We start from the raw sequence: 25,366 nt of genomic DNA, 5'->3' as shown, positions 1-25,366 counted from the left end.
GGCTGAATTCAATCAGGCTAAGTACAGTAGTCGGTAGCAAGACTCAGAAAGACCAATACAGATGACATGATAAGGGGTAGACATGAAATGAAAGCAAAAATGATGCTTATGTTGCTCGCAGTGATGCTGGTTGTAGCTGCTTGTGGCCAAAAAGAAGAAACACCTGCGGCAGAAGGAACAAAGGAAGATACTCAGGCAGGACAAGAAGTTACGTTAAAAGTAGCAACGTTGATTCCACCGATGACAGACGTACTGGATATTGTAAAACCGTTGTTGAAGGAAGATGGCGTCAATCTGGAAGTTGTCGTATTGTCCGATAACGTTCAGCCGAATACGGCACTGGCAAACAAGGAAGTAGATGCAAACTTCTTCCAGCACGTTCCCTACATGACCCAATATAATGAAGCAAACAATGCGAATCTGGTGGCAGTACAACCCATCTATAACGCCATCTATGGAGGTTACTCCAAGAAGTACAAATCCATTGATGAACTACCAGAAGGTGCAACCATTGCGATTGCGAACGATCCTTCCAACATTGGTCGCTCTCTTGTGATGCTGGAGCAAAACGGATTGATTAAGCTGAAAGACGGCGTAGGTTTTAACGCCACACAGGCAGACATCACCGAGAATACGAAGAACTTCAAGTTCGAAGAAGTGGATTTGCTGATGCTGGCTCGCATGATGGACGATGCCGATCTGGTAGCCATGACTCCGGCATATGCCAGTCCGCTCGGTCTTACACCGAAGAAGGATGCACTGCTAACCGAGAAGGATGATTCCCATTTTGCGATCACCATGGTTGCCCGTGAGGATAACAAGGACTCTGAAGCCATTCAGAAGTTGGCTAAACGTATGGCAGGCCCAGAGGTCAAAGCCTTCTTTGAAGAGAAATATGCAGATATTGCTATCCCGGCATTTGAATAGTGTATATGTAGTCCTAATGTGAACAGCTTTTGAGATCTGAGCGATAACGCTTGGATCTTTTTTTTATGGAATCCGCAGGCTATTAACAATTGTTTAGAAAGTTAACAATTTGGTCATACCCCTGGCTTACTTTATTTAATAGTTTTTTCGTATAATTTGTTTGAAAGTAGTTCTTTAGGATTATAAATTAAGAGATTTAAGTAATATTTTTAGCGCGAAAGATGTCTTTTACGAGAGGCAGGACCTACTTTTTAATATCTTGAGGAAGGAGGGCTCTGTACTCTAAGAGAGCTAGAATAAGTAAAACTAAATTAATCTGGAAGAGGTAGAGAAATTTGTTCCGAAAAAATAGCAAATCGAATTGGTACAACAAGCTCCATAATAACTTTAAGACGAAACTGGTCGTGTCCTTTATTGCTTTCTTGGCAATTCCATCGTTCAGTATTGGAGTCTTGTCTTATAACAGTGCGAAGAATGAAGTTGAGAAACAAATTCTACATAGTGCGATGGAAAACGTGAATCTTGCCAGTGCAACCATCGATCTTTCGATTAATGCCAAGCGCGACCACATTGAATACTATGCAAATGCGCTCGCAGAGGAATTGCGTCAAGAAGATGCAGAAGTTCGGGTTGTGAACGAATTGAAGGGGTACGCTGCACAGAACAAAGACATCATCACCATAGGTGTGGGAACAGAAACCGGTGTGTATCTGATGTCCTCTGATGCAGAGATGCCTAAGGATTACGATCCCCGAGTAAGACCATGGTATACCGAAGCAATGGGAGATCCAGAGCAGGTAATTGTTACAGACCCTTATATTTCTGCCGAGACAAACGAGATCACCATCACCATCGCGAAGGCATTGAATGACCAATCTGGTGTAGTCCAGCTGGATCTGAATCTGTCGAATATCAGTACCTTGGTGAGTGGAATTAACGTGGGGGAACAGGGATATCTGATTCTATTGGATGCCAGCGAAAAGTATATCTACCATCCCACGGTAGAACCCGGGACAGATGCAACAGAGGATTTTTGGAAACCGGTGTATGCGAATGAATCGGGCAACTTCAACTATACCTTTGATCAAACGGATAAAGTGATGTATTACGCTACTAATGCATCCACCGGATGGAAGGTCGCTGGCACCATGTTCTCTTCTGAGGTAGACGATGCGGCAGCGCCTATTCTAAATCGAATGATTATTGTTATTGTCTCCTGCCTCGTCGTTGGTATTGTGATTATCTGGCTTGTCATGCGATCCATCATTAGACCCATTCGTCAGTTGAAGGATCAGGCGATCCAGGTGAGTGAAGGGGATCTAACCCAAACGATTACCAGCACAAGCCATGATGAGATTGGTGAACTGAGTGATGCCTTTGGCAAAATGCAGCATAATCTGCGTGTGCTGATTCAAAATGTGGAGAACAGCACAAGCCAGGTTGTCATCTCGTCGGATGAGATGACTCAGAGTGCGGAATCAACCAGTGCGGCCAGTGAGCAGGTCGCGCGAGCCATTCAGGAAATTGCGAGTGGTGCCGAGAAGCAGACCGAGGGTATTGACCACAACCATCAGGCCATGAATGAAATTACGATTGGGATAACACGAATCGCCGAACGTTCCATACAAGTTGCTGATTTGGCTAAACATACAACGGTACAAGCGGAAGAAGGTGGCAACACCGTGAAGCAGACGGTGGGCCAGATGCACTCGATTCAAGAAACGGTAGCTCAGACGAATCAGATGATTCAGGCGTTATATGAACGATCACACCAAATTTCAGCCATCACGGAGTTAATCGGAAATATAGCCAAGCAGACCAATCTGCTCGCGCTGAATGCATCCATTGAAGCTGCTCGTGCAGGTACGCATGGGAATGGATTCGCCGTTGTAGCAGCGGAGGTACGCAAGTTGGCAGAGCAATCAGGGCAATCCGTCAATGAAATTACCGTGCTAACTACGGCGGTACAGGAAGATATGGCTGCTTCCGTTCGCATGATGGAGAAAGTGACCACAGAGGTTGGAGAGGGTATGGAAATCTCAACAGAGGCCATTCGGAAGTTTGAACGCATTCTGGAAAGCATGCGGGAAACGACACCTCAGATAGAAGAAATTGCAGCTACATCGCAAGAAATCACGGCAGGTGTACAGGAAGTATCCGCTGTGTCCAATGAACTGGCAGGTATTGCTTCAGGCAACGCCGCGGCCTCCGAAGAAGTTGCTGCTTCCTCAGAGGAGCAATTGGCAGCCATGGAGCAGATCTCTGCCTCGGCTCGGGGCCTGTCCTCCATGGCTGAACAGCTGCAGCACCTCATTAGACAGTTTAAGTATTAAACGGAATTAAACAGAGATTACCGCACAGAGACGCTTCACATCATGTTTCATCAGAGGGAGTGGACAACCATGCAACTAGAACTCAAGGCCTTCTTATTGCTGACGGATGCGGTCATGATTACAGATGAAGATGGTGTGATTCTGGATGTGAACTCCGTTTATGTAACGAAAACAGGATTTTCACGGGATATCACCATAGGTCAGCCTGCCCGATTGCTGATGGATACCCACTGGAGAGGGAACCAGACCTGGTCCGGCGTAGCCAAACTAATGAAGGCTGATCAGGAAGTATGGGAAGCTCAGGTCACCATAACATCGGTACATTTGGATGATTCTCTCTTTTATATCAGTATATTTAATGATGAACTTTCATGAGAAAAAAACGTAATCTTGCGATAAGTGTATGTTAGCTGAAAGGGTCAGATGTTTTCAAAAAAATGGTCAATATCGTCGATTGAATAAGGGAGCTTGGCATACTATGATTTGAATACTGGGGAACTGCGGCCGTGAATCCGGCAATATTCATTGAATGCATGAATTCCTGAATTCGTAATGTGGACGGTGACCATTTGCTACGGGATCTTGTACTAAATTTTACGCTGATTTTGAGCATTCTTTTCCTGATTCATCACTATCTGAACCAAACAAGTACCACGCGTACATCTTCCATTACGACTCGAATGATTATCGGCATTGCACTGAGCATGCTGGGTACTGCGTTATATTATTTCTCCATTGTGTTAAGTGATGGGACCCTGTTGAATTTCAGAGCCATTGTTTATCTGCTAGCCGCTTATTTTGGTGGATTTATTTCCGTATTTGCTACTTTTGCAGGCATGTGGATTTTCAGGATTGACATGGGGGTTTATCCCTTGTTTGAGAACTGGCAGTACGCATTGTTAGAGCTGATGTTTGTTGTCGCAATAAGCTTGAGTTTTAAGTATATTAGGGGATTTATACTCAAATGGGTATTGGGAGCGTTGCTGCTAATTACTGTTTATGAGTCGATTGTGGTGAAGACATATTCTCCTTCCCTTTCAATCATGGGGATAATTATGCTGTTTCAGTGTATTTGTCTCTTTGTGGTTGTCCTATTTCTGTACTATCTGAATCAAAATCATCGATACAGGCACCTGGTCATTCAAAGGGATCAGGAGATGCTGGAAATGCTTCGTATGCAGCCCGGGTTCACGTTTAAAATCCATAAACAGAATGGAAAATTCGAATATCTTCTGCTTGAAGGGCAGATGCTCTCTCAACTGGGACTAGATATGAGTAGTTTGAAGCAAGATTACACGTTGGGGACGTTGAACATTTTACCTCAGGAGAAGATAGAGTTTCTGCGAAAGCAGTTCGACCGGGCATGGAAAGGGGAGTCTTTTTTTTACGAGATTGAGCATGGAGGTTACTATTCACTGGTAAAGCTTCGTCCGCTGCGAGAAGAAGGTATGGTGAAGTATGTCATAGGATATGGACTTGATATTACGGAACACAGAGCAGTTAAACGAAGGATTCAAGAGAGTGAGGAACGATACCGTACACTTGAACGAGTGTCGACAGACTGGTTTGTCGGTTTGGATGGCAACAGATGTGTGGTGTCAGTTAATCAGAAGTTTCTGGATGTTCTTGATCTCGACAGGCATGAAGTCATGGGCAGTGAGCTTGAAGAATTGATATTCATTGAGCAGTCGGCGAACTGGGTGTTATCTTTTCAAAAAGTCTTACACCACAACGTACCTCAGGATACGGAATTGAGTCTCATTGTTGGGAAGGGGAAAGAACAGCATGTTCGGGTTCACCTATACCCTGTAAAGGCCCCTAACTCGTGCGAGAAAGTCAAGGCAGTTATTCATGACATTTCGGATCAGTACCGACGTGTCAAGGCGGACAAAGCCAGTCAGGCAAAGAGTGAGTTTCTTGCATTCATGAGTCATGAGATTCGTACCCCACTGAGCGGAATTATCAGCTTTTCGTTGTTGCTGCAACGGACAGATCTAACCTCACAACAATTAGATTATTTGAGTAAAATCAATGCGTCCTCACAAACCTTGCTTACTCTGGTGAATGATATTCTTGATTTCTCGAAAATGGAGGCAGGCAAACTGATTTTGGAGAAAGTACCCTTTGCACCAGAGGATGTGTTCAAGCGTGTGGCAGATCAGATCGGTGTGGCCCTCGGGTACAAGGAGATCGAAGTCATCTTCAAGACCGACCCTGATCTGCCATTAACGGTAATTGGTGATCCCTTTCGACTTGAGCAGGTGTTATTGAATCTGCTCAGTAACGCGATTAAATTCACAGAACATGGATATGTTATCTTGCAGGCAGAGGTAATTTCAATGGAGGCCGAGCGAGTACAGGTTCGTTTTGAGATAGAAGACACGGGGATTGGAATTTCACCTGAACAATTGGAGCATATTTTTGTCCCGTTTACGCAAGCAGAACCTTCAACTTATCGAACATATGGTGGCTCTGGACTTGGGCTGGTCATCTGTTACCTTCTGGTAACCTCCTTGGGAGGAAACCTGCGGGTGGACAGCGTGCTTGGAGAGTACAGTCTATTTTCATTCGACTTGATATTTGAACTTTCGGATTCGGAAGAAGAAGAGAGTTTCTCCCTGCAGACACACCCTCTCCTATATGGTGCGAATGATGTGGTTATCATTGAAGATGATGAACGAATGGGCGAAAACCTGAAGCAGCTGCTCTATTCATTCGGGATGAATCCGACGTTGTATACTTCCTTGAACCATATGATGGAGAGTGATGGGTATACTCCTGAAGTCGAAGGGACAAGTTCGATGTTGATCATGTTGGATATGGATATAGAGGACACAGTCAATGGTTCGTTATGGGACAACTTCATGAAGCGATTGGATCGAACGAAAATTCAGGTGTTGGGGTACACACGGGCATTTAGCGAAAATGCGCTGTGGATTGAGGAGAGATCCGTGCACCCTGATATCATGATGGTCAAACCGATTACACGTCTGGGATTATTCGAAGTCATTCTTGCACTTCAGGGTGAAGGGCCGCTGGCAAAAAGTCAGTTGGCTGAAGGCGACGACCCCTATTCGCTTGATCAGAAAGGACATATCCTGATAGCTGAGGATCATGAGATCAATCAACTGGCGATTCGGGCGATGCTGGAACATAAGGGGTTCCAAGTGACGCTGGCAGCCAGTGGCACAGAGGTTCTGAGAAAGTTAGACGAACAAGTATGGGAACTGATTCTAATGGATCTGTACATGCCCGACATGAATGGAGTGGAAGCAACGCGACATATTCGCAAGATGAGGGAATACGATCGTACGCCCATAATCGCGCTTACAGCAAATGCCCTACAAATAGATCATGAGAGATGTATGGAAGCTGGGATGAATGCCATCCTGACCAAACCCATCCATGAACAACAGATCGCAGACATATTGGCAACATGGATTGATCTGAAAGGTATGCGGAAAATTAGCGGAATTGATGCAGATAAGGCGATCAGGCAGATGGACGGCAAGCCACATATTCTGCAATATGCGCTCACGAAATTCAGAATGGAGTATAACTCGTTTCAGAACAAACTGACCACTCAACTTCGCCAGCAGCAGATTGCTGGTGCGATCCGCAGCGTTCATTCTCTCCGAGGCGTAGCTGCCAATCTGCATGCAGTGGAGCTGTTACGTCTGGTTCTTCAACTGGAATCGCTTTTGTCCCGATCGTTATTTGAAGAAGAGGAACTGAGTTCGGTATTGGAGAAGGTGCAAAAGGAGATTGATATCATTACCGGGTCTCTGCCCTGGTGACATGAATGAAACTGATGTGTTAAGGTGTGAACTTATATCCGACCCCCCAGATGGTTTGAATATATTGGGGGTTTTTCGGGTTTTCTTCAATTTTTTTACGAAGCTTGGTAATGTGCACATCGATGGTGCGATCATTAATATAAGCATCAATACCACGAATGGCTTCAATCAAGGCGTAACGACTGTAGACCTTGCCGGGATTGAGGACAAATAGCTTCATGATCTCAAATTCGGAGAATGTCATCTCCACTCGCTGGTTATTCAACAGGATGGATCTCCGAGCCAAATCGAGAGAAATTCCGGAATCCTGTACAGTGACAATGGAGCTGTTCAATATGGAGTAACGACGCAATACAGCCTCAATACGTGCCTTCACTTCCTGCATGCTGAAAGGCTTGCATACATAATCATCAGCTCCATCTATTAATGATCGAATTCGCTCCGAGACTTCGGTTAACGAAGAGATGACGATGATGGGGATTGCCGTATGTTGACGCATAAGAGAGCAGGGATTCTTGCCTTCCGAATCAGGGAGCAACAGGTCAAGAAGCAGGATATCAGGCCGCGCTTGAAGTTGTAGAAGACCATCTCTTACGTTAGCGACACGGATAACATCATACCCCTCACCTTGCAAATATAGGGATAATGTATCTCCTAACATGTTATCGTCCTCAATGATAAGCACTTTGGTCATGATATTCCTTTCTGAATCCACTTCGTGTAGAAGGTCTAGGATCCATGGGTTAGCTTAATATACTTGATCATGTATACCCTGATAAATAAAATATGCAACAAAAGGATGTCAGGATTCTAACAAGATTGGGCAAGACCTGAGAGATTCTGAGTCAATGCTTGCCAAGATGTGAATCTGCTTCACGCTCGATCAGGCGCATCAGTTTACGCTCGGTAGCGGTCTCTGGTGCCGGCGTGTAGACACTGCAACGCAGATCGGAGCTGCCTTGAACCTGCAACGAAGTCAGATCAAACAACATTTTGCCTGCTTTGGAATGTCTGAATTCGATTAAGACATCCGGTGCACTGCTGACACTGCTTTGTTTCCAAAGGGTATGGAAATCGGGATGTTTGTTCATCATGTCATCCAGAAATAAATTATACCACTCATCATCGACATACTGACCATAATAGGCACGGAAAATCGCCAGAAATCCGCTAACAAAATCCTCCCAGTTCACCGCAAGCCTGCGAAATTCCTTTCGATCAAATAATAGACTGATCATATTCCGCTGTTCGGGGGGAATCTGTTCAAAATCCATAAAAACATGTCGGGCTGCGTCATTCCAGCCGACGATGTAACAACGCCGATCCGAAATCACCGTAGGGCAATATTGAAGTTCCTGCAAAATTTTCCGCAAGGAAGGGTGAAGTTGAACAGGTTCTTCTTCCAGCGTAGGGAGCTCCGAATGATGCTCCATGGCGAGCGAAAACAGATATTTTCGTTCATCTGCAGTAAGCCTTAGTGCTGAAGCAATGTTATCCAATACGGAATGGGATACCTGAATATCCCGACCTTGCTCAAGCCAGGTATACCATGTTGTGCTCACCCCTGCCAATTGGGAGACCTCTTCTCTCCTCAGACCAGGCGTTCTGCGCCGACTTCCTGTGGGTAAACCGACCGATTCCGGAGAAATTTTGGAACGCTGTGTTTTCAGAAAAGTGGACAGGGCATGTAACCTGACATCGTAGTTCAATCCATCACCTTCGATCCTCGTTATCATGGTAGTCATTATACTATTATAATTGACAACTTGTAATAGGATATTCGAAAGTGCACTATTAGTAGCAGAGCGTAAGCGTAAGGTAGACAACAGCACTGAAGGAGGATGAAATGGACATGGAACGAGTCGTGATTACGGGAATGGGAGTTATCTCTCCTTTGGGAAATGATGTAGATACATTCTGGAACGGATTGATTGAGGGTAGATCAGGGATATCACATATAGAACATTTTGATACAGCTTCGTACAAAACGAAAATCGCTGGTGTGGTCCGTGACTTTGATGGTGAAGAGCGTTTTGGACGCAAGGAAGCAAGGCGCATGGATCGATTCGTTCAATTTGCTGTTGCTGCTGCGGATCAGGCTGTATCGCAATCAGGCCTTGTGATGGACGAACTGGACCGCGAACGCGTAGGGGTATATATTGGTTCAGGCATAGGCGGCATCCAGACATTGATGGAACAAGGCAAGGTTCTGTCCGATCGGGGACCTGCGCGAGTCAGCCCAACCCTGGTACCCATGATGATATCCAATATGGCTGCAGCTATGGTCAGTATGAGATTCGGCTGTTGGGGGCCGACATTGTCGCCCGTAACGGCTTGTTCCATTGGCAATACAGCCATAGGAGAGGCATTCCGGTTAATCCGTCATGGCGGAGCCGATGTTATTATTGCTGGGGGGACAGAAGCTGCTGTAACAGAGGTGTCACTGGCAAGCTTCGGTAATGCGACAGCGTTGTCTACACGAAATGAAGCGTTCCAAGCAGCAAGCCGTCCATTTGATGCGGGGAGAGACGGTTTTGTCATGGCGGAGGGCGCTGGAATTCTGATCGTTGAGTCACTATCTCATGCACTGGCAAGAGGGGCGAATATTCTTGCCGAAGTGATTGGATATGGTGCCAGTTCAGATGCGTATCATATGGTAGCTACCCATCCGGAAGGCCGGGGTGCATATCTGGCGATGAAAGCATCACTGAGAGAGGCTCAGATTGGACCCGAAGAAGTTGATGTGATTAATGCTCATGCCACCAGTACAGAGGCGGGTGACCTGTCCGAGACGAGAGCGATTAAGCAACTTTTCGGGACAGCTGCCTATGACATACCGGTTACGGCGAATAAATCCATGACGGGACATATGCTTGGTGCAGCAGGCGGTGCGGAAGCTATCTCGCTTATTCAAACCCTGCGGCATGGTATCATTCCTCCAACTATCAATCAAGAGCAGAGGGACCCCGAATGTGATCTGGATTACGTGCCTAACGAGGCAAGAAAAGCAGAGCTGCGGATTGGGATGTCTAATTCCTTTGGATTCGGGGGCCATAATGCCGTTATTGTCCTTCAAAAGTATTCATCTTAAGCAGAAAGACCGCCGTAACCAAAAGAACAGTGCTGCCTGATGGGGCAACGCTGTTCCTTTGGTTACTTATGGATCACCCGTAAACACTGTACCTTGGTTAACAGCCGAGTTGTTGTAAGCCTTACGAAGAGAGGGACGTCGATTCCGCCATGCCTTTGTTGCCTCGACTCAACCAGCTCACACGCCAGCGGGATTGCATGAAGAGAACAAGGATTAGGGAAGCTGCTGCAATCAGGCTAAGAATAACAAAGCCTGGTGTATAGGATTGATAGCTGCTATACAGTTGACCGAGAATCAGCGGCAGTGCATACCCGCCCAATCCGCCAGCGGCACCTACAATGCCTGTCATCAGACCGATCTCGTTGCCAAAGCGTTGGGGAACGAGTTGGAACACGGAACCATTTCCAGCTCCCAGACACATCATGCCGAGGAACAACATGATGACTACAACAGGCAGCGGTGGCATGAAGGATACACCGATTAGCATGATACAGGCTCCTGTGTAAAGAAAAGTCAGCATACGTGTTCCGCCAATTTTGTCCGCCAGATAACCCCCGACAGGCCGGAAGAAACTGCCTGCGATCACACAGAAGGTGGTAATGTCAGCGGCACGAACAGGAGAGAGCCCGTACTGGGTGTTGAAGAAGATGGTGAGATAGTTACATAATCCAACGAAGCCGCCAAAGGTTACACAATAGAAGGCACAGAATACCCAGGCATCTTTTTGTTTAAGCAGACTTCCGTATTGGGACAATTTCTTGGGTTCAGGCCGGTTAGGGCTATTCTTGGCAAAGATAGAAAAGAGAATAAATACGAGAGCGATCGGTATAATAGCAAGTCCGAACACGACTTCCCAGCTGCCAAAATGCGTAGCCAAGCGATTGGCAAACAACGTCGCGAGTACGGTTCCACTGTTACCCGCCCCGGCAATACCCATGGCCAGACCCTGATGCTCCTTGCCATACCATTGACCCGCCAGAGGTAGCGCAGCGGCAAAGGAGGCACCTGCAACACCAAGCAAGAGTGCTACCACGTATAGTTGGCTTAAGGAGTCAACCCATAACCAGCCGAGTAATAAAGGAACCAGCGTGACGAGCATCCCGATCTGTGCGGTCAATTTCGGACCAATATAATCAGACATGAAGCCAAGCACAAGCCGCAGGATGGAGCCACCAAGGATAGGCAACGCGACCAGATTGGCCTTTTCCAGCGGAGTCATCGGATAGTCCAATGCAATGACAACTGCGAGTGGACCAAGCATCCCCCATATCATAAAACTGATGTCAAAATACATAAACGCCCCGAAGAGGGTGGGCTTATGCCCGCTTTTCCAAAAACTTTTGCTCTCCATCATCCATCATCGCTCCTCATCCAATTGAGATCTTCGTGATTTGTCTATGTGCATGTTGAGGCAGAAAAAGGCCGCAATTCGTCCAGATATGAACGATTTGCGGCCCCGTTGCCGACAGGCGGTACACGTCATTGTGTTCCCGCATCTGAGTTGATCACAGCACTGTGATTTTGATTCAAATTATAATCAAGAGAAAATAGAGATGTCAACAAAAATTACACGTAATTTTAAATAATTCATTTTTAAAGCGTGGTTCGGGTTTTTCGTGTTAATTATGTTGACATACGATTGAGATTCCCTTAATCTGAATCTAATATGAATCCACACAATGGCGTGTGGATTCCGGAGGCAACGGTGCCCTTTTCCGAATCATGGAGAAGGGATTTTTCTGTTTATTTTCAGGAGTGAGAGAGATAGGGGGCAGCCCATGAGCAGAAGCAAACTGGTGATTATCGGGAATGGCATGGCTGGAGTGAAGTGTGTCGAAGAGATTATCGCACTGGAGCCTGATACGTATGAGATTGTAATTTACGGCAATGAACCCCGTCCCAACTACAATCGGATCATGCTATCGAAAGTATTGCAGGGTGAGCATTCGTTACAGGATATCATTATCAATGATTGGACCTGGTATGCCGAGCATCATATACGGCTATGTACAGGTGAGACGGTGCACCGCATTGATACCCGTGGAAAATATATAGAGACGGAATCCGGAATAAAAGAAACCTATGATGTTCTGATTCTGGCGACAGGGTCTTCACCGTTTATCCCACCGATTCCGGGAATTGATAAAGAGCGGGTCATGTCCTTCCGAACGATTGATGATTGTTCGCGCATGTCTGATTATTCCAAAGCATATCGCAAGGCCGCCGTTATTGGTGGTGGATTGCTTGGACTGGAGGCTGCGCGTGGGTTGCTGCATCTGGGCATGGAAGCTGTGGTGGTCCATAACGCCCCTTACATTATGAATCGGCAGTTGGATCAGAAGGCTGCCGCGATGCTTCAACAGGAACTCGAAGGGCAGGGCATGTCCTTTCTTTTGGCCAAAAATACGCAGAAAATTACCGGGCGATCACAGGCCCAAGGGTTGCTATTCACAGATGGTTCCAAGCTTGAAGCTCAGGTTGTCATTGTCGCTGTAGGAATTCGGCCGAATGTGGACCTCGCCAGACGAAGTGGAATCGCCACGAATCGGGCAATTATGGTGGATGATTATATGCGCACCAGTATACCGGATATCTACGCTGTTGGAGAATGTGCTGAACATCGGGGAATCAGTTATGGGCTGGTGGCCCCCTTATATGAACAGGGGAAGGTGCTCGCACGTACGCTCTGTGGAAAGGAAACGACTGAATACAAGGGTTCAATTCCTTACTCACAACTGAAGGTATCAGGAGTTGATGTTTTCTCGGCGGGTGAGATTAGCGGAGAAGGCATGCAGACTGCAATTCAACATCTGGATGGCATTCGGGGCACATACAAAAAAGTACTGATGCAGGCTGGCAAAGTACGCGGCGCCATTTTATTTGGAGATACAGCTGAAGGAACGGCATTGCTTGGACTGGTGCAACGGGGTGCAGATGTAGCGGAATTAGCTCCGCGTGAAGGGGCCCCGGACCCAGCTGAGGTGGCTGCTGCGGCATTACCGGCTCAGGAGACCGTATGTGCCTGCAACAATGTGACCAAGGCTGCCATTATGAAGGCTATTCAGGAACAGGATCTTGAGACTACAGATCAGGTGAAGGAGCAGACGAAGGCTTCTGGTTCATGCGGTGGCTGTCGCCCGATGGTGGCTGCTCTGTTGAAACATACGCATAACCTGAAAAAAAGCGGCGGTGGCGCAGTGGCTACACCGGATAAACCTGCTTCATTGCCGGTCTGCAGTTGTACGGAGCTTGGGCATGCAGAGCTAAAGGAAATGCTGGATGACATCGTTGTTATGATAGGGCTACCAGACATATCTTTGATCTTGAAGAAGCTGGGTTGGGGTTCGGAGCTTGGCTGCGCGGTATGTCGTCCTGTGATCCACTATTACTTACAGGTATCCAATCGATCGATTAATGACAGAGAGATCATGAACACGGAATATCGGATAGTTAAACGGAATGGAAATCAGGCTGAACTTTCAAGGGATGTTGAGATCGAAGCTCACTCACAGGTTCAGGTGCGCTGGGATGATCATATCCCATTGTCATTCTATGCAAGGGATGCAGGGAGCTTGGCTGCACAACTTCGTATGCGTTGGATCGGTGCAGCGATGCCGTCATCCGTGAATATAGGCGTCGCACCAGGACCGGGATCCTTGGTGAGTGCACTGGTGCAGGATATCGGCTTGCTGGCTTCACCAGCTGGGTGGGAGATCTATGCAGGCGGTCATGCAGAGCATCCGGTCAAGGAAGGTGGCTTGCTCGGAGTGGCTGAAACGGAGTGGCAAGCGGCTATGCTTGCAACAGCCTGCCTTCAGTGGTATCGCCAAACGGCCTGGTATGATGAGCCGTTATGGGCATGGACGGAGCGATTGGGATTCATGTCGATTCGGGAAACGCTGCTGGATGATCAGTTGCAGAAGGAACTTGCAGCTACACTTCAAGCTGATATATAGATGAAAGGCGGGGATGGAAGATGGGATTATCCGTAAGTTCAGAACCAACAGCCACCAAGCTCTATGTAAAGGAGACCCAGTGTCCGTATTGCAGTGTGCAATGCAAGATGACTGTTGAAGAACTGGCTGCACCTGTTGCAGGGCAGCGTCGTGGTGAGTATACGGTTCAGGGCGTTCCGAATGAAGCCTCTCAGGGCAGGCTGTGTGTCAAGGGTATGAATGCTCATCAGCATGCGTTCAGTGGTCAACGATTAATGCATCCGCTGATTCGTCGCAATGGCGAGCTTGAACCCTGTTCCTGGGATGAGGCCATCCAGACCATCGCAGAGCGGTTTCAGGACTTGAAAGACTCTTATGGAGCAGATACGGTCGGGGTGTACGGAGGCGGATCGTTGACAAATGAGACGGCCTACCTGCTGGGCAAGTTCACGAGGGTTGCGTTGGGGACGAAATATATCGACTATAATGGACGGTTCTGCATGTCCGCTGCGGCTTCTGCCGGAAGTAAAGTATTTGGAATGGACCGCGGATTGACGTTCCGACTGTCTGATATTCCCAAGGCAGGCTGCATTGTACTCGCAGGTACGAATATTGCAGAATGCCAACCTACCCTTCTGCCGTACTTTAATCAGGCGAAGGAGAACGGAGCTTTCATTATTGTTATTGATCCACGCAGGACGGCAACCGCAGCAATTGCCGACCTTCACTTGCAGGTGAAGCCCGGCATGGATGCTCTGCTGGCAGATACCATGTTGAAAGTGATTATGGATGCCGGATTGGTGGACCCTCATTTTATAGGCGAACGAACGCACGGTTACGAGCAATTGATACAAGGGTTGGCTGATCTGCAACTCGAACTGGCGGCACAAGCGTGCGGGGTTGATCTGGCGCTGATTCGTCAGGCAGCGATGGCCTATGGTGAGGCAGAGACAGGCATGATCATGACAGCACGAGGTGTGGAGCAGCAGACGGATGGGCATATGGCCGTAAGGCACTTTCTGAACCTGGTGTTGGCGACTGGAAAAATCGGCAGAGAAGGCTGTGGATATGGCGCCATCACAGGTCAGGGGAACGGGCAGGGCGGACGAGAGCATGGGCAGAAGGCTGATCAGCTGCCAGGCTATCGATCCATTGATAATGAAACCGATCGTGCCTATGTGGCATCCGTCTGGGGTGTGGACCCTGCAAGTCTTCCAGGGAAAGGGGTGTCTGCCTACGAGATGATGGAGAAGGTCCACGATCAGGAGATTCGGGCGTTGCTCGTAATGGGCTCCAACCCGGTCGTATCCAATCCCAATGTGCGTTTGGTGGAAGAGGGTCTGCGCAAGCTGGACTTTCTGATCGTGGCAGATATGTTTCTGTCTGAGACAGCGCGCATGGCGGATCTGGTTCTGCCAGTTACATCTTATATGGAGAATGAAGGCACACTCACCAATCTGGAGGGGCGTGTTCTACTCCGTGAACAGGGGCGACCTGCGCCGGGAGAGACGCTCGATGATTGGGATATATTATGCCGAATTGCTGCAAAAGTGGGCAAAGCCGCTTACTTTCAATATGACACTGCTGAGGATATCTTTAATGAGCTTCGTGTGGCGAGCCGTGGCGGAGTGGCAGATTACTATGGTATTACCTATGATCGTTTGCGTAACGAGAAAGGTGTATACTGGCCGTGTTCTGCCCCGGAGGAGCAGGGAGAAGGACTGCTGTTCAGTGAACGATTCGCCCACCCGGACGGCAGAGCGGCATTCACATTTGAATCCAGCCCGGGATGGGATGGTGTATCTCCGGAATTCCCCTTGATTCTAACCAATGGCCGTGTGCTTCCTCATTATCTTACTGGAGTGCAGACACATCGTAGCCCGGCACTCGCAGCCCGTGAATTGGAGAACTTCGTTGAGCTTCATCCGGCTACCGCTGCCCGTCATCGCATTCACGATGGGGAGTGGGTAGAGATTCAATCGGTGTACGGAAGCTTCACGGTTCGTTCGCGAATCAAGGATTCCATACGGGAGGATACCTTATTCGTGCCGATGCATTGGGGCGGCGTTCAGAATGTGAATCGGGCAACCCGACCGGAACTGGACCCGTTCTGCCGGATGCCTGGGTTCAAGACAGCGGCCGTAACCATTCGACCGTTGCGATTAGCCAAATGAGCTGTTCTAATGGTAGCTTAGCGGCTGCGCAGTCCATATTTATATGAGACTGTGCGGCTTTTTTTTTGCGTATATGTACGCAAGTAGGCCATAGTTCCGTGGTTCCACGTAAACATGAGCATTGGCTCATGAATATGGATTGAATTTTAGTTATGATGTTCATTAGGGGTACATATGTACGTATTTTTTGTTTTATTTTGAGGCAGACCGTCATTTAGAGTTTAGGTTATTCCGCATCGTGGTATAGATATCGGGGCTTATGGAAGCTTCTTCAAATAGGGCAGGACAGAGGGGGCAAGACAATGAACGTATGGATAACGGTAAAAAGTCTGGGTAAGCGCAAGCCGGTACTCGCCAAACAAGCTGTCGAACTTCCGGAAACAACTCATACGCTAAGGCAGCTCATTGAGAATATGGTGGCTCTGCAAGTGAAAGCTCTTCAGGACAAGAAGCAACAAGCAGAATGGCTTGCCTACTTGATGCCGGATGAGATTGAGGCACAGGGAGCGGCAGGGAAAGTCGGATTTAGTACAGTTTACAACGAGGGCGTTCCTGATCTGGTGGTTGCGGTGGAGACAGCGATAACTGCCTATGAGGATGGATTGTACAAAGTGTTTCTCAACGATGAAGAATTGCAGAAGCTGGACGAGTCACTTGTTGTAAAAGATGGCGATAACGTGGTATTTATCCGTTTTACAATGCTTGCCGGACGTCTGTGGTAGAGAGCAATCAAGGAGGAGAACAGGATGAATAAGGAAGAGCAAGTACAGGTGTATATGGATGGATTGCAGGAAAGAGCCAAGTCGTTAACAGGGGTACAGCTTGAGTTGGCAGGCTATGTTGCAGAGATCGCCGGGTCTACGTATTTGCGTGGAGACGAGAAGATGTTTTTGAATACAGAAGGGTTGCTTGGAAGGCTGGCCGCGGAAACGCAAGAACCATTATTCCAGCCACTATTGGATGTACTCCAACATCTGGCGAGCGAGTCATTGGTTGAACGATTCCGTTATATCGCAGAGCGTGCAACACGTTTTCCATACAGTAACAACTATGAACGCAGACCTTTTCGCACATCCGATCCGGAACAGCATGTTGCACAGGTCATCCGCAAACTGATGGGATTGTTCCGAATGGAGATGCAGAATTTCTCCCTGAGTGAATATGTATCACTTCGTGAGTACAAGCTGGATTATCTGCATGAGATCCGTTCGGTACTGCCGGATTGCATTGCATATGAACTGGACCATCCGGGCGGGGATATGAAGCAGGCACTGCACGATATTATCTATGGTGACAATCAGACTGCGCTGTTAACCCATGAAATGATCAAAGGTATATTTATGAGTGATCAGGCAGAGGCATATCAGATGGTAGGTGAGCTGCTCGTTGCAGCAAGGTTGCAGGAAGGGCTTCGCCAAAGCATTGTGGAGCGGATGGATGAAGGAACACTGGAAGCCTATATTTACATATTAAAAATTATCATCGACAACAACCTGATTCGTTTCAGTTCAGTGGTAAGAGCGCTCGCCGTATGGACGGGGATCGGCATAGAAGCAGCCAACCAGCGTGTTGCCGCGCAGCTGATTGAACAGGCCTATGAGGCGCTTGAGCAACCAGAAGTACGCGAGGCCTGGCAGCAGGAAGCGAATGCCAACAAGCTCTTTATCAGTCTGTGGGCGACAGCGGTCATTGAAGAGAATGAATTGAAGAGCAAGATAATCGAGATTATGGATCAAGGTCAAATATATCAGAAGATTGTTGCTCAATACGTACTGGCTAACAGCCAGAACAGAGAGCTTCGATTGGACATTGCGCGTCGTTATCTGGAGGCTCAGGATACCGAGTTGATGCACTGGATTGTAACCAACTATGATGCCATGTATATGTACAACTGGAGTTTCGAGAATGGAGAAAATCAACGTAGCGTCTACGTGTGGCCATTGCCTGCTCTTGGAGATAAGGCCTTGCGGCGTCAGGACTTTGATCGGTTCAAACAGATGCTGGCTGCCATTCCAAAAGGCGGGTCAGGTGGACCATCGGGTGTACTTGAGTATGTTCACTACCGGATTGATACGGATGATGTAGTCAAGAAAATGTTATATCTGGCCGCATATGATATGGACCCGGAATGGATTGGTGAAGTTATCGCAATTAAGGACCGTTTAAGCCCGGAACTGCGCGGAGAACTGCTGTCCCAGTTTGTTCAGCATCCCGAGAATGAGGTGCAAAGACAATTTGTGTTTGAAAGTTTGTCTGATAAAAGCATCAGTAATCGGGAGAGTGCACTCGCCAAGGCGAAGCTGCTCACGTTGACGGTTGAAGAGATGAAACAGATGGAGGCGTTGATGAAGCTCAAGACGGGCTCACTTCGTCAGAAGGTCATCCATGTATTATTACTGCAACCCGTGGACCAGTTGAAGGTCTCACTGAAGCGAGTTTTGCAGGCCAAGAGTGAACTGCAGCGTCTGGGCGCGCTAGAATTGCTGACCGAGATTGCGGCAGATCCAGAACGGATAGTTCAGCAGGAGGCATTGCAGCCATTGGCGCAGCTGATTGAGACACCCACTGCGAAGGAACAGAAACTGTTGGATAAGCTGACAGATCAGGGGAGTCGTTACACAGTCTCTAACGGATTTGGTTTATTCGATCCGAAGCGACGTGAGCCATTGCTGGATGAGAAGCGTGACCTCAAAGGCCATACTCCGAAGGATATCTTTACGCTCTCCCTGGATAAGACCCAACCATTCCTGGAGGGACTCAGTGAATTGGTGCATGAACACAGAGATTATGAGTATGAAGTGGAGTACTACGCTGGCTACAAAGACACGTTGCTAGTTGGAGCGAATCTACGTTCAAGGGTTCCGTATGCAGAGCGGAGTGAAATGAAGCAGTTGGAACAATTCCCGCTACATGATGTATGGGAGAACTATATTCAACAGGGCGGTTTGAGCAGTGTGGAGTTAATGCAGTTGTATATGGGGATACAGCTCCGGGAATTCAATGGTAAATTGAGTGATCATTACAGTTATTTCCGTGAACAGTACGACTATGAAGAACTGCAAAAGATTCCGTTACTGGAAGGCTGGCGCAAGTCATTTGCTGAACAGACCTATCCTCTGGATGATATCGAAAAGCTGCAGCAGTTGCTGGATTCGTTACCGTATAAGGATCAGGTAGTGGCGCTGGTATTGGCGGCATTCCTGGATAGTGACCCGATGGACACGTTTGAGATAGCTGAGAGAACCTGGGCTTCTATCATCGCGAGTATGCCTGCTGATCAACTCGAGAAGGAGTCAGGCATGCTTCATATTCTGACTGGACCTTGGAATTATGTGGTTCGGGGCAAAATCCATGACGATAACAGCTTCAAACGGTTCTTCCAGACGGCTTACCAGTTCACCAGTCTTGTAGAGAGTAGTCAGCCGCTGTCTTTACTGTCAATTGAAGATTTTCTGCGTGCGTACCAGTTGAACCTGATTGATGAACAGGAGATATATCGCCAGCTGCTGGTCGGTGCGAATCGTCTGTTGTTTATTAGAGACATAACATCCACTCGTACAGAAGGGATCGCAAGTGATCCGAAGCTGATTCACTTACGAGATACAGTCGTTAACCGGATTCTGGAGATCGAGCTTACTCGGGGTGAACTATCCACAGAAGTAAGTACACTTGCCATGAAACTGAATCGAATTGAAGGCATGGAACACTGGGTACATCTGGTCTCTGCGATGGATCAGGATACATTTGTCCGTGGATATATCTATAGCTATGGAGACAATACAACACGTAAAGAGACGTTCAGCTATCTGATTCAGAATTGTCATCCACGGGATGGAGAGGACGAGAAGCGGCTTGGGGAGTTGCTCCAGAAGTATCCGGTTAATGAGAAAAAATTGCTGGAAGCAGCCATGTACGCACCACAGTGGATGGAGATTGTTGCAAAGTATCTGGGATGGGAAGGTCTACGCAGTGCAGCCTGGTACTTCCATGCTCATATCAACGAACGCTTCACTGCGGAGAAAGAAACCATCGTGGCCCACTATTCTCCAATCTCGCCACAGGATTTCAATGAAGGTGCGTTTGATATCGCTTGGTTTGAAGAAGCCTATGCTGCTGTCGGGGAGGAACGGTTCAATCTGTTATATGATTGCGCCAAGTACATTTCCGGGGGAGCTAATCACCGCAGATCCCAATTGTTTGCGGATGCTGCACTTGGCAAGCTTCGTCTGGACGACATGCGAGAGTCCGTGTCAGATAAGCGAAACAAGGATCATTTATTAACCTATAGCCTGATTCCATTCGCAGTGAATCGGGAACAGGATCTGCGTGAGCGATACGACTTCATCCAGAGGTTTCTGATGCAGAGCAAGCAATTTGGCGCACAACGCCGCGCCAGTGAAGGTGTGGCAGCGCAGATTGCACTGGGCAACCTTGCCCGTAATGCAGGCTATGCCGATGTTACGCGGCTGATGTGGGACATGGAAGCACGCAAGTTGGATGAGATGAAATCCTTCTTTGAACCTCATGCATTGGGTGCTGACACAACAGCACAATTGGTCCTCGATGAGGAAGGCCAGCCGGATCTTGTTATTATCAGTAAAGGGAAGACACTCAAGTCTGTACCTGCCCGGTTCAAAAAAGATGGATATATCGCTGAACTGAAAGAGCTCAAGTCGGATCTGGTGGATCAGTATCGACGGGCAAGGCAGGAGCTGGAACGTTCGATGACTGCTGGAACATCCTTTACACGTGAGGAAATTGCCAGTCTGATGCAAAATCCGGTTATACATCCACTGGTAAGAACGCTTGTATTCCAGTCAGGTGACAAGACGGGACGATTCGATGTATCATCCAATGGTTTGGTTGCACCAGGACCGGAGGGTACGGTCCATGCACTAGCGGAACAGGATCAACTGTTGATTGCTCATCCACTTCATCTGTATCAGAGCGGAAGCTGGAGTGAATTCCAACGGGATCTGTTCACCCGTCAGGAGCGTCAGCCGTTCAAGCAGGTATTCCGTGAGCTATATCTTCCTAATGAGGACGAATTGGCTAATGGCACGGTGTCCCGCCGCTATGCCGGTTATCAGATTCAACCGAAAAAAGCAGTGGCTCTGCTTAAAGGACGCCAATGGACGGTCAGTTATGAAGAAGGTCTACAGAAGGTTAGCTACGAGCACAATCTGATCGCGAATCTCTATGCCATGGCGGATTGGTTCTCACCTGCAGATACCGAGGCACCAACGCTAGAAACGGTACAGTTCTACGATCGTAAGAGCTACAAACCGGTAGCGCTGCAAGAAGTGCCGCTGACGTTCTTCTCGGAAGTCATGCGTGATATCGATCTGGTGGTCAGCATTGCACATGTGGGTGGCGTAGATCCGGAAGCCAGCCTGACAACAATCGAGATGCGTCACGTTATTGTGAACGAGTCGTTGCGTCTGCTGAAGATCGACAATGTACGTCTGGACGGGAATTACGCACGGATTGATGGTGAATTGGGTGAGTATGCTGTTCATCTGGGTAGTGGCAATGTGCTCAAACAAGCCACAGGTGCACTTCATATCATACCGGTACACAGTCAGCATCGGGGTCGAATCTTCCTGCCATTCCTCGATGAAGATCCGAGAACGGCTGAGATTCTGTCCAAGGTGATGTTGCTCGCCGAAGATAAGAAGATTAAGGACCCGCAGATTCTGGCACAGATACAGAACTAGAAGTGAATCGCCCCTCTTGGGGCGGTTTTTTATTTGTTACTCTGATTTTCAATGTAACTCGGAATCTCAATATAATGAGTGTAGAACAAGAATCAGGGATGAAAATTGAACAATATGGAGAAATCCAAACATAAAGGCAACTGAGGAACCTGTTAAAAGGGACTTCAGTTGCTTTTATATTTTTGGATATTGCAATGGGCCGGATTGGTTCCGGTTTCAAATAGTCTTAGGACCCAAAGCATCTTAAGATATTCCTTAATCTGATAATTAATTGAATTAACTGGTTGATCGGGAGTGGGTCGAACTGACTGTTTTTAAAAGTAAATAATTTGTTCTCAAGTAGTTACGGAAATGTAAATAATTCGTTTTCTTTCTCTGTTATCTGAATTCAACGAGACATGATTCCAAAGAACTAGGCTCGTTCCAATCGAGCTTTTACCAAATTTAAGTGGATGTAATTCATGAACAGGTCGGCTATCGTTAGGAAGCGAAATCTGCTGACTTGCTTGCAGGCTGCAGTTTCCGAAGCCATGTGCAGGACGACCTGAATGCTTGAAAGGCTGGATCAAAACCAGTATGCATTCCCTTGTATACATGTATTCAGGATGTATGCGAGAAAAATGATCAAGAGAGAAGGAGAGCTTACAACATGAACAGAAGACTCAATCTGATTTTCCTCAAACGATGGTTTATGCTATTAATCATCGTGGCGGTTGCGGCTATGCCGCTAAACGCCTTCGCCGCGGAGGCGGAATCCGGGGCCGATCGGCCATGGATGAACACATCTCTATCTGCGGAAGAACGCACCGAGCTGTTGCTCAAGGAGATGACGCTGGAGGAGAAAGTTGGATTCGTAACTGGTAAAGTAAATAACTATTATGGTTTCTATAATGATGGATTGGAGCGCCTCGGCATTCCGGCATTACAGATGGCAGATGGACCTGCAGGGGTACGTGTGGCTAACCCGGATGTGCAGGACAAAAAGTCCACGGCATTGCCTGCCCCCATCGCGCTTGCCGCTTCCTGGGATACCAATCTTGCCAAGAAATATGGCGATCTGATCGGTCAGGAAGCACATGATACAACACATAATGTCGTTCTGGGTCCTGGACTGGATATTGCACGTACGCCATGGGGTTCCCGTAACTTCGAATCCCTTGGGGAAGATCCGCTACTGGCTTCGGGCATGGGTGCAGCCTATGTGAACGGGATTCAAAGTAATCCGGTTATCGCTACAGCGAAACACTATATCCTGAACAACCAGGAGACGGAACGTTTCACGACCAATGCTACAGCGAGTGAACGTGCGATTCAGGAAGTCTATGCTCGTCCGTTCCAGGCGATGGTCGAAAAAGCGGATCTTGGTTCGGCTATGTGTTCATTTAACCAGGTGAACGGTACATATGCTTGTGAGAACAAGGAGATGCTGACCGATGTCCTCAAGGACCAGTTCGGCTTTGAAGGGTTCGTCATGAGTGACTACGGCGCAAACTTCAGCACGGCCAAATCTGCTAATGCGGGTCTGGATCTGGAGACACCTGGAGAGCCTTACGGCAAATGGGGAAGTAAGCTACTGGAAGCCGTGAATAATGGCGAAGTGAGCGAGCAAACCATTGATGAGAAAGTTAGACGCATTTTGCTTCAAATGTTCGATAAAGGGCTGTTCGACAACCCTGTAACCAATACACAAATCAATGCGAAGGCAGATGGGGCTAAAGCACGTGAGTTTGCGGAAGAGAGCATGGTTCTCTTGCAAAATAACGACAACATGCTGCCACTGTCGAGCAAAAATCTGAAGTCCATTGCAGTGATCGGACCCGATGCGGATACCGCATCCGCAGCCGGTGGTGGTAGCAGTCTCGTTAATCCGACCTATACGGTGAGCCCGCTTGAAGGGATTCGTAACCATGCAGGAAACGGTGTAGATGTGCAATATGCAGCCGGAACCGATCCGATCTCGGCAGGAGATGCGTTTAACGGACCGTCCGCGGTACCATCCACGCTCTTGTCTCCAGCGGGTGATAACGAAAGTGGTTCAGACAATTCGAAAAACGGATTGCGTGCCGAATACTGGACAAACAAAGATATGGAAGGCAATCCTTCTCTGGTTCGTACAGATAATCAGGTTAATATGAATCTTGGATTCTACAACTATGAAGGTTTTAACGCACAATCTTCCAAGCTTCCGGTGACACCAACGGAGTTCAATGCCAAGATGTCTGCTCGTTGGACAGGTTCCATTAAGGCACCGAAAACAGGTGATTACAAACTGTCTCTGACCAGTCTGGGTTCTGCAAAACTATACGTGGATGACCAGCTGCTGGTAGACAATCAAGGTACGACACTGAGCACTACAAAGAAAGAAATTACACTTAAAGAAGGCGAGTCTCACAACATTCGGATTGAATATCGTACAGATTTCCCGGTACAATCCAGTAATGACATGGGAGCCCAAGTTCGTTTCGGCTGGGAAGCTCCTGAAGATGCTGTGGATGCCAAAATGCAAAAAGCAGTCGATCTGGCCAAAAAATCAGATGTCGCGGTTGTCGTGACACGTACGTATGACAGTGAAGGTTATGTAGACCGTTCCGATCTGGAACTGCCAAATAACCAGGAGCAGCTGATTCGCGAGGTAGCGGCAGCCAATCCAAAAACGATCGTGGTACAAATGAGTGGTCGTGCTGTTGAAATGGATTCCTGGCAAAAAGAAGTACCATCCATCGTTCAGGCTTGGTATGCAGGTCAGGAACAAGGTAATGCAGTGGCACGTGTGCTATTCGGTGATGTGAATCCATCCGGTAAGTTGCCGGTGACGTTCCCATCAGATGATTCCCAGACCCCGGTATCCACTGCGGAACAATTCCCGGGTGTGAATGGGGTGGGTAACTACTCCGAGGGTATCTTTGTAGGATACAAAGGATATAACAAAGAAGGCATGACACCGGCGTTCGCCTTTGGACACGGGTTGTCATATACCGATTTTAATTATCGTAATCTGCATGTGAAGAACACTGGTAAAGGTGATAAGGAAACCGTAGAAGTATCCCTTAACCTGCGTAATACCGGTAAAGTTTCAGGTGCGGAAGTTGTACAGGTCTATGTCGGCAATCTACCAACCAAAGTTGAAACGCCAGAGAAGCAGCTTGCTGGCTGGGCGAAAGTCGATCTCAAAGCAGGCAAGCAGCAACGGGTCAACATTCAACTGGATCGCAGCGCATTGTCCTATTGGGATGAAGCATCAAATGAATGGGTAATGCCTAAGGGTAAAGTTCAAGTGTATGTCGGCAGTGCATCCGATGATATTCGTCTGACAGGTAGTGTGAATATCGGAAGCAAGTCTGGTAAATAATCTGTGCGAAATGCAGTTTGTTCTAATTCATATATATAGTGAA

Annotated in this window: 13 protein-coding genes; 10 read left to right on the top strand and 3 right to left on the bottom strand. The window is 47.7% G+C overall.

The genetic code is table 11. The features are described 5' to 3' along the window. The first annotated feature begins 87 nt into the window (after positions 1-87). From FS628_RS09825 to FS628_RS09810, 4 genes are all read left to right on the top strand, one after another. The gene (locus tag FS628_RS09825) at positions 88-927 is read left to right on the top strand and encodes a MetQ/NlpA family ABC transporter substrate-binding protein (RefSeq protein ID WP_145321242.1); all 840 of its coding nucleotides are present in this window, start codon (positions 88-90) and stop codon (positions 925-927) included. A gap of 335 nt (positions 928-1,262) precedes the next feature. Then, positions 1,263-3,260 (top strand): methyl-accepting chemotaxis protein, encoded by a 1,998-nt coding sequence (locus FS628_RS09820; RefSeq protein ID WP_145321240.1) that lies wholly within the window; start codon positions 1,263-1,265, stop codon positions 3,258-3,260. A 69-nt stretch (positions 3,261-3,329) separates the two neighbouring features. After that, the gene (locus FS628_RS09815) at positions 3,330-3,635 is read left to right on the top strand and encodes a PAS domain-containing protein (RefSeq protein ID WP_145321238.1); all 306 of its coding nucleotides are present in this window, start codon (positions 3,330-3,332) and stop codon (positions 3,633-3,635) included. A 179-nt stretch (positions 3,636-3,814) separates the two neighbouring features. Beyond that, a complete protein-coding gene (locus FS628_RS09810; protein WP_222125206.1) occupies positions 3,815-7,057 on the top strand; it encodes a response regulator in 3,243 nt (1,080 codons plus the stop codon). A 19-nt stretch (positions 7,058-7,076) separates the two neighbouring features. Here FS628_RS09810 and FS628_RS09805 read toward each other — a convergent pair whose 3' ends face one another. Together FS628_RS09805 and FS628_RS09800 are read right to left on the bottom strand one after the other, a co-directional pair. Next, positions 7,077-7,751: a response regulator transcription factor gene (locus FS628_RS09805; protein WP_145321234.1), complete on the bottom strand. Its 675-nt coding sequence runs from the start codon at positions 7,749-7,751 to the stop codon at positions 7,077-7,079. A gap of 151 nt (positions 7,752-7,902) precedes the next feature. Continuing rightward, positions 7,903-8,766 carry a helix-turn-helix transcriptional regulator gene (locus FS628_RS09800; RefSeq protein WP_145321231.1) on the bottom strand — a complete coding sequence of 288 codons (864 nt, stop codon included), beginning with the start codon at positions 8,764-8,766 and terminating at the stop codon, positions 7,903-7,905. A 143-nt stretch (positions 8,767-8,909) separates the two neighbouring features. On the opposite strand from FS628_RS09800, the gene fabF reads away from it, so the two are divergent. Further along, on the top strand, positions 8,910-10,148 hold the full coding sequence (gene fabF / locus FS628_RS09795) for a beta-ketoacyl-ACP synthase II (protein ID WP_145321229.1): 1,239 nt from the start codon (positions 8,910-8,912) through the stop codon (positions 10,146-10,148). A gap of 121 nt (positions 10,149-10,269) precedes the next feature. Here fabF and FS628_RS09790 read toward each other — a convergent pair whose 3' ends face one another. Beyond that, positions 10,270-11,499: a nitrate/nitrite transporter gene (locus FS628_RS09790; RefSeq protein ID WP_145321515.1), complete on the bottom strand. Its 1,230-nt coding sequence runs from the start codon at positions 11,497-11,499 to the stop codon at positions 10,270-10,272. Positions 11,500-11,926: 427 nt separating this feature from the next. Between FS628_RS09790 and nirB the strand changes: the two genes are divergently transcribed. From nirB to FS628_RS09765, 5 genes are all read left to right on the top strand, one after another. Then, a complete protein-coding gene (gene nirB / locus FS628_RS09785; RefSeq protein ID WP_145321227.1) occupies positions 11,927-14,104 on the top strand; it encodes a nitrite reductase large subunit NirB in 2,178 nt (725 codons plus the stop codon). Between the two features lie 20 nt (positions 14,105-14,124). Further along, the gene (gene nasC, locus FS628_RS09780) at positions 14,125-16,257 is read left to right on the top strand and encodes an assimilatory nitrate reductase catalytic subunit NasC (protein WP_145321225.1); all 2,133 of its coding nucleotides are present in this window, start codon (positions 14,125-14,127) and stop codon (positions 16,255-16,257) included. Positions 16,258-16,559: 302 nt separating this feature from the next. Further along, the gene (locus tag FS628_RS09775) at positions 16,560-16,979 is read left to right on the top strand and encodes a hypothetical protein (protein WP_145321223.1); all 420 of its coding nucleotides are present in this window, start codon (positions 16,560-16,562) and stop codon (positions 16,977-16,979) included. A 24-nt stretch (positions 16,980-17,003) separates the two neighbouring features. Next, on the top strand, positions 17,004-21,974 hold the full coding sequence (locus tag FS628_RS09770; protein ID WP_145321221.1) for a DUF4132 domain-containing protein: 4,971 nt from the start codon (positions 17,004-17,006) through the stop codon (positions 21,972-21,974). Between the two features lie 649 nt (positions 21,975-22,623). Next, positions 22,624-25,323 (top strand): beta-glucosidase H, encoded by a 2,700-nt coding sequence (locus FS628_RS09765; protein WP_145321219.1) that lies wholly within the window; start codon positions 22,624-22,626, stop codon positions 25,321-25,323. The last annotated feature ends 43 nt before the right edge of the window (positions 25,324-25,366 follow it).

This window comes from Paenibacillus xylanexedens (assembly GCF_007676705.1).
Taxonomy (GTDB): Bacteria; Bacillota; Bacilli; order Paenibacillales; family Paenibacillaceae; genus Paenibacillus; species Paenibacillus xylanexedens_C.
This window is presented reverse-complemented; position numbering and strand designations above follow the sequence as displayed.

Excerpts from the sequence above, each read along its gene's own strand:
- nasC (WP_145321225.1), top strand. The coding sequence starts at position 14,125 with ATGGGATTATCCGTAAGTTCAGAACCAACAGCCACCAAGCTCTATGTA.
- FS628_RS09770 (WP_145321221.1), top strand. The coding sequence starts at position 17,004 with ATGAATAAGGAAGAGCAAGTACAGGTGTATATGGATGGATTGCAGGAA.
- FS628_RS09790 (WP_145321515.1), bottom strand. The coding sequence starts at position 11,499 with ATGGAGAGCAAAAGTTTTTGGAAAAGCGGGCATAAGCCCACCCTCTTC.
- FS628_RS09775 (WP_145321223.1), top strand. The coding sequence starts at position 16,560 with ATGAACGTATGGATAACGGTAAAAAGTCTGGGTAAGCGCAAGCCGGTA.
- FS628_RS09765 (WP_145321219.1), top strand. The coding sequence starts at position 22,624 with ATGAACAGAAGACTCAATCTGATTTTCCTCAAACGATGGTTTATGCTA.
- FS628_RS09805 (WP_145321234.1), bottom strand. The coding sequence starts at position 7,751 with ATGACCAAAGTGCTTATCATTGAGGACGATAACATGTTAGGAGATACA.
- FS628_RS09815 (WP_145321238.1), top strand. The coding sequence starts at position 3,330 with ATGCAACTAGAACTCAAGGCCTTCTTATTGCTGACGGATGCGGTCATG.
- fabF (WP_145321229.1), top strand. The coding sequence starts at position 8,910 with ATGGAACGAGTCGTGATTACGGGAATGGGAGTTATCTCTCCTTTGGGA.
- nirB (WP_145321227.1), top strand. The coding sequence starts at position 11,927 with ATGAGCAGAAGCAAACTGGTGATTATCGGGAATGGCATGGCTGGAGTG.
- FS628_RS09825 (WP_145321242.1), top strand. The coding sequence starts at position 88 with ATGAAAGCAAAAATGATGCTTATGTTGCTCGCAGTGATGCTGGTTGTA.